Origin of the sequence: Nocardiopsis sp. RV163, assembly GCF_001029525.1 — a bacterium.
GTDB lineage: Bacteria > Actinomycetota > Actinomycetes > Streptosporangiales > Streptosporangiaceae > Nocardiopsis > Nocardiopsis dassonvillei.
In genome coordinates, this window is sequence record NZ_LEKI01000029.1 from 32,313 (window position 1) to 44,813 (window position 12,501).

General features: G+C 74.6%; 8 protein-coding genes. 1 reads left to right on the forward strand and 7 read right to left on the reverse strand.

What is annotated here, in order from left to right:
• Nucleotides 1–2 precede the first annotated feature (2 nt).
• The 7 genes from ABD54_RS08140 to ABD54_RS08170 all read right to left on the reverse strand — a co-directional run bounded on the left by ABD54_RS08140 (nucleotide 3) and on the right by ABD54_RS08170 (nucleotide 10,640).
• A complete protein-coding gene (locus ABD54_RS08140) occupies nucleotides 3–986 on the reverse strand; it encodes a xanthine dehydrogenase family protein subunit M (protein ID WP_047868820.1) in 984 nt (327 codons plus the stop codon).
• Entirely contained in the window at nucleotides 983–3,631 is a 2,649-nt protein-coding gene (locus ABD54_RS08145; RefSeq protein WP_047868821.1) for a molybdopterin-dependent oxidoreductase, read from the reverse strand. The genes ABD54_RS08140 and ABD54_RS08145 overlap by 4 nt, the downstream gene beginning before the upstream one ends.
• A 214-nt stretch (nucleotides 3,632–3,845) precedes the next feature.
• Nucleotides 3,846–5,288: an NCS2 family permease gene (locus ABD54_RS08150; RefSeq protein WP_047868822.1), complete on the reverse strand. Its 1,443-nt coding sequence runs from the start codon at nucleotides 5,286–5,288 to the stop codon at nucleotides 3,846–3,848.
• A gap of 198 nt (nucleotides 5,289–5,486) precedes the next feature.
• A complete protein-coding gene (locus ABD54_RS08155; protein ID WP_047868823.1) occupies nucleotides 5,487–7,919 on the reverse strand; it encodes a xanthine dehydrogenase family protein molybdopterin-binding subunit in 2,433 nt (810 codons plus the stop codon).
• Nucleotides 7,919–9,280, reverse strand: coding sequence for an 8-oxoguanine deaminase (locus ABD54_RS08160; protein ID WP_047868824.1), 1,362 nt, complete (start codon nucleotides 9,278–9,280; stop codon nucleotides 7,919–7,921). Before ABD54_RS08160 ends, ABD54_RS08155 begins: the two co-directional genes overlap by 1 nt.
• A complete protein-coding gene (locus ABD54_RS08165; protein WP_047868825.1) occupies nucleotides 9,277–9,780 on the reverse strand; it encodes a (2Fe-2S)-binding protein in 504 nt (167 codons plus the stop codon). The genes ABD54_RS08160 and ABD54_RS08165 overlap by 4 nt, the downstream gene beginning before the upstream one ends.
• A complete protein-coding gene (locus ABD54_RS08170) occupies nucleotides 9,771–10,640 on the reverse strand; it encodes a xanthine dehydrogenase family protein subunit M (RefSeq protein WP_047868826.1) in 870 nt (289 codons plus the stop codon). Before ABD54_RS08170 ends, ABD54_RS08165 begins: the two co-directional genes overlap by 10 nt.
• Nucleotides 10,641–10,905: 265 nt before the next feature.
• Here ABD54_RS08170 and ABD54_RS08175 point away from each other — a divergent pair, with 265 nt between their 5' ends.
• Nucleotides 10,906–12,468 (forward strand): PucR family transcriptional regulator, encoded by a 1,563-nt coding sequence (locus tag ABD54_RS08175; protein WP_047868827.1) that lies wholly within the window; start codon nucleotides 10,906–10,908, stop codon nucleotides 12,466–12,468.
• Nucleotides 12,469–12,501: the final 33 nt, after the last annotated feature.

Genomic DNA, 12,501 nt, shown 5'->3' on the forward strand with positions numbered 1-12,501 from the left:
CCTCAGCCGCCCGGGGCGTCCAGGGCACGCTCCAGGGCGTCGCGCACGGTGGCGCCCAGCAGCTCCACCTTGTACCCGGTCGCGGGCAGCGGCGAGCACAGGTCGGCCAGGCCCTCCAGGGCCTCGGCCACGCCCCCGTCCAGCGCCAGGCCCGCACGCGCTCCCACCAGGGCGGACTCCACCTCCGGCAGCCGCAGCGGGGTGCGGGCCACCCCGCCCACGGACACCGCCGCCGAGGTCACCGCGCCCCCGTCCCCCATGGCCAGGCGTACCACCGCCTCCACCAGCGGCCACTCCGCGCGTGAGCGCCCGGTGGCACGGCGGTAGGCGTACCGCTCACCCGGGGTCGGGACCGGCAGCCCGACCGACACCAGCACCCGGCCCGGTTCCAGCACGTGGTCGCGGGTCGGGTCGGCGGCGTCGTACAGGTCCGCCACCGCAGTCTCGGTCCGCTCCCCGCCCGCCACGAGCACCGACGCGTCGTGGGCCAGCAGCGCCACCGCCAGCGAGGACGGGTGCGGGGCCGCGCACGGGCCCCGGTCCACGACCACCCCGTACAGGTGGTCGCCCCCGCGCGCGGGGCAGGAGTCCCCGCCCGTCTGGAAGCAGTCGAAGGCCGGGTTGCGCAGGTACCAGCACCGGTTGCGCTGGAGCAGGTTGCCGCCCAGCGTCGCGGCGTTGCGCACCTGCGGCGTGGCCAGCGCCCGCGCCGTGGCAGCCAGCGCCGGATAGGCCGCGGCCAGCGCGGGGTCCGCGGACAGCTCGGCTACGCCGGTGAGCGCGCCCACCCGGGCCGAGCCGTCGGGGCGCCACTCCACGCCGCGCAGCTCGCGCACCCCGGTCAGGTCGACCACGGGCGCGGGCTCCAGGACCCCCGAGGCCAGGCACGCCGTCAGGTCGGTGCCCCCGGCGCGCGGGCGGGCGCCCGTGCCCTCCAACCGGCTCAGGGCCTCCTCCAGCCCCGCGGGGCGTGTGGTCGCGGTCATCGCAGTCCCTCCAGCAGTCGGTCCGGGCGGATGGGCAGGTCCAGGGGGCGCCAGCCGGTGGCGTCGTGCACGGCGTTGGCCACGGACGCGGCCACGCCCACCAGCGAGATCTCGCCCAGGCCGACGCCCGCGCCCGCGGCGTGCTCGAAGCCCTCCCGGTGGAAGTGCACCTCGGTCTCGGGGACGTCGCCCATGCCCGGGAGCCGGTAGTCCTCCAGGTTGTCGGTGAGCACCACCCCGGTGACCGGGTCGTGGCGGCGCTCCTCGAAGAGCGCGTACCCCACGCCCTGCACCACGGCGCCCTCGGCCTGGTTGCGGGCCAGCCGCTCGGCGTAGACGCGGCCCACGGCCAGCCCCGCCCAGCAGCGGGTGGGGCGCACCCGGCCCAGCAGCGTGTCCACCTCCACCTCCATCACGTGCACGGCGCCGGTCATGCCCCGGCCCACGGCCAGGTCGTCCATGTTCGGGGTGAGCGCGCCCCGGCGGTCCCGACCGCGCTCACCGACCACCCTCACTCCCTCGGCGGCGGCCAGGGCGTCCTTGAGGGCGTGCTCGGGGATCGGCCCCGAGGCGGGAACCCCCGGCTCGCGTTCGCGCAGCTCGGCGCGGAGCCGGTCGGCGGCGTCGGCCGCCGCGGGACCCATCGAGGTGGTCGTGCGGCTGCCGAAGGAACCGGTGCCGTGCACAGAGGAACTGTCGCCGATCTCCACGCGCACGTCGGCCGCGGACATCCCCAGCCGCTCGGCGACCACCTCGCCCAGGACCGTGCGGATACCGGTGCCGATGTCCTGGGTGGCGGAGCGCACCACCACCGCGCCGTCGCGGACCGACAGTTCGACCCTCGCGCCCGGGCCCATGAGGTAGAGCCAGTTGGAGGCGGCGACGCCGACCCCGCGCCGGAACCGGCCGGTGCGCGGCCCGCGCGGGCGCCCGCGCCACAGGTCCAGGGCGGCGGCCCGGTCGTACAGCGCCCGGCGCCTGTGGTTGCCGTCCCAGCGGCGGCGCAGGTCCAGGGGGTCCTCGCCCAACCGGTGGGCCATCGTGTCCACGGCCTGCTCCACGGCCCAGGACATCGGTGCGCCGCCGGGAGCGCGCATGGGCAGGCCCGGCGGGCGGTGGGTGACCACGTCGAAGTCGCGGGCCCGGCGCGGTGAGCGCCCGTACATCAACAGCCCGAAGACGGCCGTGGTGGATCCCACCGAGACGCCGCCGTCGCCGTGGGAGTCCACGGTCAGCGCCGCCAGGTCCCCGGATTCGTCGGCCAGCAGCGCCACCCGGGTCCGGGTTCCGGGGCGGTGCCCGGCGTCGGTGAGCTCCTCGGCGCGGTCGAAGGACACGCGCACCGGAGCGTGGGCCAACCGGGCCAGTTCGGTCGCCGCGACCATGTCGACCGACAGGTTGGCCTTGGCGCCGAAGCCGCCGCCGACGTACTCGCTGAGCACGTGCACCCTCTCCGGCGCCAGCTCCCAGCGCTCGGCGGCCTTGCGGGCGACCTTGGCCACCGCCTGCGTGGACGCGCGCAGGGTCAGCGATCCGTCGCGGTCCCAGGAGGCCACGCACACGTGGGGTTCCAGCGGACTGTGCACCTGCGCGGCGGTGGTGTACTCCTGGGCCACCAGGCGCGGATCCCGGCGTTCGGCGGCCGCGCGCAGGCGCCGCACCGCGGTGGCGCCTCGCCAGCCGACGGTGGTGGGACCGCGAGTGTTGCCGTCCCAGCGGCCCGGGAGACTGGGTCCCTCGGCGCTGGAGGGGGCGGCCCGGCGCTCGGCGCGCGTGGGGTAGACCCGCGGGGCGTCCTGCGCGCGCGCCTCCTCGACACCGAGTACGGCGGGCAGGGGTTCGTAGTCCACCCGCACGGACCGGGCGGCGGCGCGGGCCAGAGCCGCGGTCGGTGCGGCCACCGCGGCGACGGGTTGTCCCACGTAGCGCACCGTGCGCTCCTGCCCCAGCAGGTCGACGAAGACCGGGTGCGGGTCCACGGGCTGTCCGGGGCCGGGGCGGCGGGCGGCCGCGCTCCGCGCCCCGCCGGGGTCGACGGAGCGCACCCGCGCGTGGGCGTGGGCCGAGCGCACGATCACCCCCTCCCAGGTGCCCTCGGGGGCCAGGTCGGCGCTGAAGCGGGCCCGGCCGGTGACCTTGGCGAGGGCGTCCGCGCGCGGCGGCGCATGCTCCGGCTCGGTGTCGAACTCGCCCGCGCAGGCGGCGTCCACGGCGGCGAAGATCCCCTCGTAGGCGCCGCAGCGGCACAGGTGCCCGGCCAGGGCGTCGGCCACGCGGTCGCGGCCGGGGCGGACGTCGCCGTGCTCGGCGCGCCAGGAGTCGACGAAGGCGGAGGCCTCCACCACGAACCCGGGCGTGCAGTAGCCGCACTGCATCCCGTCGTGGGCGGCGAAGGCGCGCTGGACGGGGTGGTCGCCGCCCAGGCCCTCCACGGTGGTGACCTCCCGGTCCTCCATCCGGTCGGCGGGCAGCAGGCACGAGGCGGTGGGCGAGCCCTCCACCAGGACGGTGCAGGCGCCGCAGACCCCGGTGCCGCAGGCGATCTTGGTGCCGGTCAGGCCGAGGCGGTCGCGGATGTGCTCGGCCGCCGTGGTGTCGGGGGAGTCGGGTGCGGGGGAGGAGAGGCCGTTGACTCGAACGTTCATGGGGTGGCTTCCCTCGATACGAAGTTGACATTGTCAACTTAGGGGTGCCGTCGACCGCTGTCAACGAGGTACCGCGCCCCCCGTACCCGTCCCTTCCGCCCGGGACGGCTCCGTGGCTGCTCCGGGCACGCGCGGCCCCGCCCGGCCCGCGGTGAAAAAGGGGGAGGCCGGGCCGCCCCTCGCCGGCCCGGCCTCCCCCTGGTGCGGATCCGGCTCACAACCCCAGCGCGTGCATGGAGAAGTGGAACGCGAACACGGCCGAGAGCACCCACATCAGCCAGCCCACGTCGCGCACGCGCCCCCGGGCCGACCCGACCAGCGTGTAGGAGATGACGCCGATGCCGATCCCGCTGGCGATGTCGAAGGTGAACGGCATCATCGCGATGGTCAGGAAGGCCGGGATCGCCACGGCGATGTCCGACCAGTCGATCTCCCTGATGTGCATCATCATCATGGCGCCCACCATTACCATCGCCACCGCCGCGGCCTGCGCCGGGACCACACCGAACACCGGGGCCAGGAAGATCGCCGCGAGGAAGAACAGCCCCGTCACCACGCTCGCCAGGCCGGTCCGGGCCCCCTCGCTCACCCCCGCCGTGGACTCCACGAACACCAGCGTCGCCGAGGAGCTGGTCAGACCCCCGGTCACGGCGCCCGCGCCGTCGGTCACCAGGATCTGGTTGACCCGGGGCATGTGCCCGCCGGCGTCGGTGATGTCGGCCTTGGTGCCGATGGCCAGGATGGTGCCCAGGGCGTCGAAGAACCCGGCCAGCACCAGGGTGAACAGGATGACGCCCGCCGTGGTCGGGCCGGCCGAGGTCCACGCGCCGAACACGTCCACCTGGAACAGCAGGCCGAAGTCGGGGACCGCGAAAGGGTTGCCGGGCAGTTCGGGGCTGGCCCCGCCCCAGTCCCCGGCCTCCAGGCCCGCCGCGTAGTGCACGACGATCGCCAGGACCGTCGCGCCGACGATGCCGTAGAAGATCGCACCGGGCACCCCGCGCACCAGCAGGACGCTGGCCAGCACCAGGCCGCACACGAAGACCAGGATCGGCCACCCGTCGAGGTGGCCCCCGGCCCCGGCCGCGCCGATCTGGAGCAGGCCGCCGCCCTCCCCGGCGCTGACGAAGCCCGCGTTGTCCAGCCCGATGAGGGCCACGAACAGGCCGATGCCCACGCCGATGGCCATCTTGAGGTTGTGCGGAAGCGCGTTCATCACGGCGGTCCGCACACCGGTCACCACCATGAGGATGATGGCGACGCCCTGCCACACGACCAGGCCCATCACCTCGGGCCAGGCCATCACGGGAGCGGCCTGGTAGGCCACGACCGCCATCACCCCCAGGGCCGCGGCGCAGGCGATCGGCGCCCGGCCGACCACCCCCATCATGATCGTGACCAGCCCGGCGGCCAGGGCGGTCATGGTGGTGAGCTGGCCCGCGGACAGGACGTCGCCGTTCACGTCGGAGACGCCGCTGAGGATGATCGGGTTCAGGACGATGATGTAGGCCATCGCCATGAAGGTGGTCAGTCCGCCGCGGACCTCGCGCCCGAAGGTGGATCCGCGCTCGCTGACGAAGAAGAAGCGGTCGAGCCAGGATCGAGCCGTGGGCTTCCGGGCCCCCGAGTGCGGGCCGGAGTCCTTGAGTCGGGTCATGTCCCCTCCTGGAGGGAGATGAGCATGGCGATCATCGCCATGTGTAGGGGGGTTGCAACTCTGGGTGTTCGGTTGAGGGTGTGCGCAGGACGGCGCTGTCCTGCCGTTGGGCACCCGCCCCGGTGTCGGGGCGCCGACGAGGCCGGGGCGGGCGGTACATGGGGGCGGCGCTGCGGGGGACCGCGCCGCCGGTCGCGGCTACAGGTCGATGCCCACGATGTCCTCCGGGCGCACCGGAGCGTGGGTCAGCGCCCTGCCGGTGGCCGCGCGCACCGCGGCCACGACGGCCGGGGTCGAGGACAGCGTCGGCGGCTCACCGGCGCCGCGCAGCCCGTAGGGCGCGTGCGGATCGGGGCGCTCCAACACGTCGATGCGCATCGGCGGCGTGTCCAGGATGGTGGGGATGAGGTAGTCGGTGAACGAGGGGTTGAGAATCTTCCCATCCCTGACCTGCACCTCCTCCATCAGCGCCAGGCCCAGACCCTGCGTGGAGCCGCCCTGGATCTGCCCGGCCAACTGCTGGGGGTGCAGCACCCGGCCCACGTCCTGCACCGCGTCTAGCGCGACCACCTTCACCAGGCCCAGCTCCACGTCAACGTCCACCACGGCCCGGTGCACGCACATCCCGAACTGGTTGTGCGAGGAACCCTGGCCCAGCTTGGGGTCGAGCATCTCGGTGGGCCGGTGGTGGTACTCGCGGGTGTGCTCGACCACCGTGCCGCCGCGCGCGGACTCCCCCAGCAGGTCCGCCAGGGACACCAGCGCGCCGACCGTGGCCGACACCAGCTTGCCCCCGTCCAGGGACAGGTCGGTGTCGGGCAGCGCCTCGGGCACGATCCCGCGCTCGCGGGCCAGCGCGAACACCTCGGCGCGCACCGACGCGCACGCGGTCATCACCGCGCCGCCGGTCATGTACGACTGCCGCGAGGCGGAGGAGGAGCCCGCCGAGCCGACCTGGGTGTCGGCGGGGGCGATGACCACCTTCTCCACGCCCAGCTCGGTCCGGGCGATCTGCCCCTTGACCGTCACCAGGCCCTGGCCGACCTCGGCCGCCGCCGTGTGCACCAGCACCACCGGCTCGCCGCCCACGACCTCCAACCGCACCCGCGCGGTGGAGTAGTCGTCGAACCCCTCCGAGAAGCACAGGTTCTTCAGCCCCAGACCGTAGCCCACACCGCGCACCACGCCCTCGCCGCGCGTGGTGCCCGCCACCCCGCCCGGCAGGGTGCGCTGGTCGGCGGGGTCGGCCAGCGCGTCGCGCTCGGGCGGCATCGGCAGGGCGCGGCAGCGCTCCAGCATCTCCGCCATCGGCAGCGGCATGTCGATCTCCTGGCCGGTGATGATCCGCGAGCCCTGCGACATGGCGTTCCTGATCCGCAGGTCCACCGGGTGCATGCCCAGCTCCTCGGCGAGCCGGTCCATCTGCGACTCGTAGGCGAAGCAGGCCTGCACCGCGCCGAACCCGCGCATCGCGCCGCACGGCGGGTTGTTGGTGTACACCCCGTAGGCGTCCACCAGCACGTTCTCCACCTCGTAGGGGCCGATGCCCAGGGAGGAGGCCACACCCACCACCGCGGGGGTCGCCGACGCGTACGCGCCGCCGTCCACGATGATCTCCGCCGTGGCGTAGAGCAGCGTGCCGTCCGCACGCGCCCCGTGCTCGTAGCGCATCCTGGCCGGGTGCCGGTGAACGTGCCCGTAGAAGGACTCCTCGCGGTTGTACACGAACTTGACCGGCCTGCCCGTGCGCAGCGCCAGCAGGGCCGCGTGGATCTGCATCGACAGGTCCTCGCGGGCGCCGAAGGCCCCGCCCACCCCGGCCAGGGTCAGCCGCACCTTGTCCTCGGGCAGCCCCAGCGCCGGGGCGATCTGGCGCTGGTCCACGTGCAGCCACTGCGTGGCCACGTAAAGGTCCACCCCGCCGTCCTCGGCCGGGACGGCCATGCCCGACTCCGGGCCCAGGAAGGCCTGGTCCTGCATGCCCACCTCGTACTCGGAGGACACCACCGCGTGGGCCTCGGCGCGCAACCGCTCCAAGACCCCGCCCTCGCGCTCGGCCGAGCCCGCCACCTCAGCGAACGCGCCCGTGCGCACCGGCTGGTAGCGCAGCCGGTTGCCGCGCGGGTTGTACTCGGGGTGGTCGGGGACCGTGCCCGGTTCGTGCACCGGCGGGCAGGCGGGGTCCAGCGCGGCCCGCCTTGAGTCGCTGATCGGCTCCAGCACCGCGTAGTCCACGCGGACGCGCTCCATCGCTCGCCGAGCGGTCTCGGGGTGGTCGGCGGCCACGATCGCCACCGCCTCGCCCTTGTAGCGCACCTTGCCGAAGGCCAGCACCGGCTGGTCCTGGTACTCCAGCCCGTAGCGCTTGTTCCCGGGCACGTCCTCGTGGGTGAGCACCGCGTGCACCCCGGGCACCTTCAGCGCCTCGGTGACGTCGATGCCGCGGATCTCGGCGTGCGGGTGGGGGCTGCGCAGGGTCGCCCCCCACAGCATGTCCTCCATCCACATGTCCGAGGAGTAGGCGAACTCGCCGGTGACCTTCAGGGTTCCGTCGGGGCGGCGCGGGCTGGAGCCCACCCCGTCCCTGGTCGTGCTGCTCAGGTCCGTCACGGTACGGGTCGTCGCCGCCATCAGCGGCTCACCTCCTGTGTCAGGGCGCGGTGCGCCGCACGGCCGCGCGCGGCGGCGGTCTCGGCGGACAGGGTGCGCAGCTCACCGCGGTCGACGACGGTGCTCCCGCCGACCCAGAGCCGCTCCAGGGGCGGGGTGGGGCCGAAGACCGCCGCCACCACCGGGTCCCCGATCACGTCGTAGCCGAACCCGTCCACCCGCCACAGGGCGAGGTCGGCCAGTTTGCCCACCGCCAGGGAGCCCAGCTCGGCGTCGCGGCCCAGCACCCTGGCGCCGCCCAGAGTGGCCATCTCCAGCGCCTGGCGGGCGCTGAGCGCCGTGGGTCCCCCGCGGGCGCGGGCCATCAGCAGCGCCTGGTGCATCTCACCGGCCAGCGGCGTCAGCTCGCTGGAGGCCGGGCCGTCCACGCCGAGGCCCACCGGCACGCCCGCCTCCAGCAGCTCGGGGACCCGGCAGATCCCCGCGCCCAGGCGGGCGTTGGAGGTGGGGCAGTGCGCCACCCCGGTGCCCGTGGACGAGATCCGCTTGATCGCCGCGTCCGACAGGTGCACGGCGTGCGCGAGCCACACGTCCGGGCCCAGCCAGCCGAGCTTCTCGGCGTACTCCACGGGGGTGCACCCGAACTCCTCCAGACACTGCTGCTCCTCGTCGAGCGTCTCGGCCAAGTGGGTGTGCAGCCGCACCCCCCGGTCCCGGGCCAGCTCCGCGCTCTCCACCATCAGCGCTCGCGAGACCGAGAACGGCGAGCACGGGGCCACCGCCACCCGCGTCATCGCGTCGGGCGCGGTGTCGTGGTAGGCGTCGATGGCGTCGGCGGTGCCCGACAGCGCCTGCCCCAGCGACTCCACGACGGCGTCCGGCGGCAGCCCGCCCTGGCTCTGGCCCCGGTCCATCGACCCGCGGGCCAGGTCCAGGCGGACGCCCACCTCGCGGGCGGCCTCCACCTCGGCGGCCACGATGTCGCCGCGGCCCGAGGGATGGACGTAGTGGTGGTCGGAGGCGGTCGTGCACCCCGACAGCGCCAGGTGTGCCAGACCGGCCGAGGTCGTCCCCGACACCACGTCTGCGTCCAGGCGGCCCCAGATCTCGTAGGAGCCCACCAACCACTCGAAGAGCGTGCCGTCGGCGAACAACCCCTGCGTCGCCCACTGGTAGAGGTGGTTGTGCGTGTTGACCAGACCCGGCGTGACCAGGCACCCGCGCCCGTCCACGCGCTGAAGCCCCTCGGCCCCGGGGGCCGGTCCCGCGCCCACCGCCGAGATACGGCCCGCGCGCACCACCACGTGGCCGTCGGCGTACTCCGCGCCGTCCACGGTCACCACGTGGGCGCCCTCGATGACGAAGCCCTCCGCCGTGTTCAAGAGCCGCCCCCGACCCGCCGCGAGGCGGCCAGGCGCACCGCGTCGAGGATCTTCTCGTACCCGGTGCACCGGCACAGGTTGCCCGCCAGCGCCTCACGGATCTCGGCGTCCTCCGGCGCGGGCAGCCCCGCGCCCACCGTGCGCTCCAGCAGGTCGTCGGTCTGCACCACCAGGCCGGGCGTGCAGAATCCGCACTGCACCGCGCCTGCCTCCACGAAGGCGTCCTGCACGCAGCCCAGTTCGCGCTCGGCCCCCCCGCCTTCGGACAGGCCCTCCACGGTGCGCACCTCGCGCCCCTGCGCCTGCCCGGCGGCGATCATGCACGAACACGCCGTCACACCGTCGAAGTAGACCGTGCACGAGCCGCACTCGCCCTGCTCGCAGGCGTTCTTGCTGCCCGGCAGCCCCAGCCGCTCGCGCAGCACGTACAGCAGGCTCTCGCCCGCCCACACGTCGTCGGCGGTGACGTCCTCGCCGTTGACCCTGAAACTCACGCGCATCGCGTGGCTCCCTTCCGGTAGTCGGTGACCGACCAGCTCAGTGCGCGGCGCGCCATCACCGACAGCGCGTGCCTGCGGTACCCGGCGCTGCCCCGCTGGTCGTCGATGGGGCGGGCGGCCGCGGCCACCAGCTCGCCGAACTCGCGCACGACCGGCTCCGCGAGCGGGCGGCCGTCCTCCCAGTCGAACTCCGCCGCCAGGAACTCCTCGGCGGCCTCCGCGCGCAGCGGCGTGGGTCCGGCCGAGCCCACACCCGTCCCCACGGCCCTGCGCTCGGTGTCCAGGGCCAGGGAGAAGGAGGTCACCGCGATGACCATCGCGTTGCGCGTACCGATCTTGGCGAACTGCTGGGGGCCGGTCGGCTCGGGCAGCAGCACCGCCGTGATCAGTTCGTCGGCCTGCCGCGCGGTCGTGCGCAGCGACAGGTAGAACTCGCGGGCGGGCACCCGGCGCCTGCCCCGCACCGACGCCAGCTCGATGACCGCGTCGGTGGCCAGCAGCGGCGGGTGGGACTCCCCGGCCGGCGAGGCGCCGCCGAGGTTGCCGCCCACGGTGCCGCGGTTGCGGATCTGAGGGGAGGCCACCGAGCGTGAGGCCCTGGCCAGGGCCGGGGCCCGCTCCGACAGGTGCTCGATCACCTTGGTGTAGGGCACCCCCGCGCCCAGGCGGGTGCGCCCCCCGTCCGGCCCGAACTCGGCCAGTTCCGGGATCCGGGTCAGGTCGATCAGGGCGGGCGGCCGCCTCTTGTCGAAGTTGAGCTCCACCATCACGTCGGTGCCGCCCATGATGGGCACCGCCTCGGGCAGGGCGCTCTTCGCCTCAAGGGCCTCCTCCAGTGTGGAGGGGCTCAGGAACTCCATGCTCGGTCCTCTTGTCGCCATGGTCGTGCCGCCGCTCGCTCGCGGCCCGGCGCGGTCTGTCGGTCGCGTCTTCCCCGGTGGGTCTCGCCGATGCTGTGAAGTACACCACTGCGAGCGCGGCCGCTACCAGCAAGTGATGACATGAAGTGTCCGCGGAACGAACGGTTATCGTTGGGCGTTTCCTACAAGTGGCGTCACCGGAGTAACATCCACCGCCTCACCACCCGGGGCGCCCGCCGCCCACACGAGCGACAGAGGGACGTTCATGCGGATCAGCGAGCTGCTCGCGGTCACACGGCTGCACCTGAGATTCCTGTCGGGGGCCGAGCACGCGCACCGCACCCTGCGGTGGGCCTACACCACCGACCTGCTCGAACCCGCCCGCTACCTGCGCGGCGGCGAGTTCGTCCTCACCGGGATGATGTGGCGCACCCGACCCGAGGACTCGCGCACCTTCGTGGCCTCCGTCGCGGGGGCCGGGGCGGTCGCCGTCGGCGCCGGGACCGCTCTGGGCGAGGTCCCCGCCGACCTGGTCGAGGCCTGCCGCGAGCACGACCTGCCCCTGGTGGAGGTGCCCCCGGAGACCTCCTTCGGCGCGGTCACCGAGGAAGTGCTGCGCTCCCTGACCCAGCACCGCTTCACCACCATCGCCGAGACCCGCGACCGCCACCGCCGCATCATGGCCGACGTGGCGGCCGGTGCCGACTTCCCCCGGGCCTTCGCCGAGGCCGCCGCGCAGACCGGGCGGGCCGCCTGGGCCCTGTCCTGCACCGGCCGCCACATCGCCGCCTCCGGCGGGCCCCTGCCCGAGAACGAGCGCGAGTGGATCGCGGCCCGTGCCCTGACCGGCCCCACCCCGCCGCACACCGTCCGCACCCCCCAGCGGGAGGACCGCGCCCTCACGCTCCTGCCCGTCCAGGCGCGCGAGTCCCACCCCCTGGCCGCCTGGCTGGTGGTCTGCGAGGGAGACCACGCCTCCTGGACCGAGGAGGAGCACGAGTCGGTGGCCGAACTCGTCTCCATCGCCGGGCTCGCCCGCAGCCGCGCCGAGGAGCGCGCACTGACCGACGCACGCCACCTGGAGGGGCTGCCCCGGCTGCTGGCCGCCCAGCGCTTCGACGAGGTCACCGAACTCCTGCGAGGCACCGACCCCAGCGGCGGCCAGGGCAGCCACGTCGTGGTCAGCGCCGTCATGCTGCCCGAGCCCCGTGTGCCCGACCTGGCCCGGCGCGTGCTCTCCGAACTGGTCGCCGACCGCCCCGGCGCCGTCGTCACCGGCGACGAGGACGCCCTGGCCGTCGTCCCGGTGGCCGGTACCGACGCCCGGGCCCGCGCCGAGGAGGTCCGCGCCGCGCTGCTGCACCGCGCCCGCGTCCTGGAGGGAGGTCTGCTCGACCACCGGCTGGCCATCGGCCTCAGCTCGGCAGTGCGGGGCGTGCCCGACCTGCGGGGCGCCGCCGTGGAGGCCCGCCACGCCCGCCGCCTGGCCGAACTGCGCGGCGGCCGGTCCCGGGTGATCGCCGGGGCCGAGATCGACTCCCACGAACTGCTGCTGGCCTCGGTGCCGGAAGAGGTGCAGTCCTCCTACCGCGAGCGGCTGCTGGGCCCGCTGCTGGCCTACGACCGCGACCACCGCTCGGAGCTGGTGCGGACACTGGAGCAGTTCCTGGCCCACTCGGGGTCCTGGCAGCGCTGCGCCGCCACGATGCACGTGCACGTCAACACGCTGCGGTACCGGATCGGCCGCGTGGAGGAGCTGACCGGGCGGGACCTGAGCAGCCTGGAGCACCGGGTGGACCTGTTCCTGGCGCTCAAGCTCCGGGACTGACCCGGTCGGGGGAGGGGCCGCGGGGCGGGGGAG

Excerpts from the sequence above, each read along its gene's own strand:
- ABD54_RS08140 (WP_047868820.1), bottom strand. The coding sequence starts at position 986 with ATGACCGCGACCACACGCCCCGCGGGGCTGGAGGAGGCCCTGAGCCGG.
- ABD54_RS08145 (WP_047868821.1), bottom strand. The coding sequence starts at position 3,631 with ATGAACGTTCGAGTCAACGGCCTCTCCTCCCCCGCACCCGACTCCCCC.
- ABD54_RS08150 (WP_047868822.1), bottom strand. The coding sequence starts at position 5,288 with ATGACCCGACTCAAGGACTCCGGCCCGCACTCGGGGGCCCGGAAGCCC.
- ABD54_RS08155 (WP_047868823.1), bottom strand. The coding sequence starts at position 7,919 with ATGGCGGCGACGACCCGTACCGTGACGGACCTGAGCAGCACGACCAGG.
- ABD54_RS08165 (WP_047868825.1), bottom strand. The coding sequence starts at position 9,780 with ATGCGCGTGAGTTTCAGGGTCAACGGCGAGGACGTCACCGCCGACGAC.
- ABD54_RS08170 (WP_047868826.1), bottom strand. The coding sequence starts at position 10,640 with ATGGAGTTCCTGAGCCCCTCCACACTGGAGGAGGCCCTTGAGGCGAAG.
- ABD54_RS08175 (WP_047868827.1), top strand. The coding sequence starts at position 10,906 with ATGCGGATCAGCGAGCTGCTCGCGGTCACACGGCTGCACCTGAGATTC.